This window comes from Alcanivorax sp. HI0044 (genome assembly GCF_001634945.1).
Genome location: NZ_LWEZ01000735.1, coordinates 1 through 1,389 on the forward strand (window position 1 = coordinate 1; position 1,389 = coordinate 1,389).

Below are 1,389 nucleotides of genomic sequence, written 5' to 3' on the forward strand. Positions count from 1 at the left end.
CCCCAAGCCTCAACAGCCCAACAGACACCGTTGACAACACCATCAAATCGCAGGCAAAAAAAAGGGCCGCCGAAGCGACCCTTTTTATCACCGTAAAACTTACTCGGTGATTTTAGCTACCACGCCGGCGCCAACGGTACGGCCACCTTCGCGAATCGCGAAGCGCAGGCCGTCTTCCATGGCGATCGGAGCGATCAGCTCAACGTCCATCTGCACGTTATCGCCCGGCATTACCATTTCGGTACCTTCCGGCAGAGTACATGCACCTGTCACGTCAGTCGTACGGAAGTAGAACTGCGGACGGTAGCCNTTGAAGAACGGAGTGTGGCGACCACCTTCGTCTTTGCTCAGGACATACACCTCAGCAACGAACTTGGTGTGCGGCTTGATGGAGCCCGGCTTGGCCAGTACCTGGCCACGCTCAACCTCATCACGCTTGGTACCACGCAGCAGAACACCAACGTTCTCACCAGCGCGACCTTCGTCCAGCAGCTTGCGGAACATCTCAACACCGGTACAGGTGGTCTTGGTGGTGTCGTTGATACCCACGATTTCCAGCTCTTCACCCACCTTGATGATGCCACGCTCTACACGGCCGGTTACTACAGTACCGCGACCAGAGATGGAGAATACGTCTTCGATCGGCATCAGGAACGGCTGATCAACGGCACGCTCCGGCTCCGGGATGTACTCGTCCAGGCACTCAACCAGCTTCTGTACGGCAGGCATACCGATGTCGCTGGTATCGCCTTCCAGAGCCTTCAGGGCAGAACCCTTGATGATCGGAGTATCGTCACCCGGGAAGTCGTAGTCGCTCAGCAGCTCACGCACTTCCATTTCGACCAGCTCGAGCAGCTCTTCATCGTCAACCATGTCCGCTTTGTTCAGGAACACAACAATGAAAGGCACGCCAACCTGACGGGACAGCAGGATGTGCTCACGAGTCTGCGGCATGGGGCCGTCAGCTGCGGAACAAACCAGGATTGCGCCGTCCATCTGCGCGGCACCGGTGATCATGTTTTTCACATAGTCAGCGTGACCGGGGCAGTCTACGTGGGCGTAGTGACGAGTCGGAGAATCGTACTCTACGTGTGAGGTCGCGATGGTAATACCACGCTCACGCTCTTCCGGGGCATTATCAATACCATCGAAAGCAATGGCGCTACCGCCCCAGACTTCTGCACACACGCGGGTCAGCGCGGCAGTCAGGGTGGTTTTACCATGGTCAACGTGACCGATGGTGCCTACGTTTACGTGCGGTTTATTACGTTCGAACTTTTCCTTAGCCACGGCTCTATACCTTTAACAAATTAACCGTAAATTTAAGATTTCTTGCCGCTGATGACTTCATCAGCGATATTCTTTGGTGCCTCAGCGTACTTCAGGAAC

At 55.5% G+C, this 1,389-nt stretch carries 1 protein-coding gene; it reads right to left on the minus strand.

Annotated elements, in window-relative coordinates; genetic code table 11:
- Positions 1-99 precede the first annotated feature (99 nt).
- A complete protein-coding gene (tuf, locus tag A3730_RS08820) occupies positions 100-1,290 on the minus strand; it encodes an elongation factor Tu (RefSeq protein WP_063537939.1) in 1,191 nt (396 codons plus the stop codon).
- Positions 1,291-1,389 lie beyond the last annotated feature (99 nt).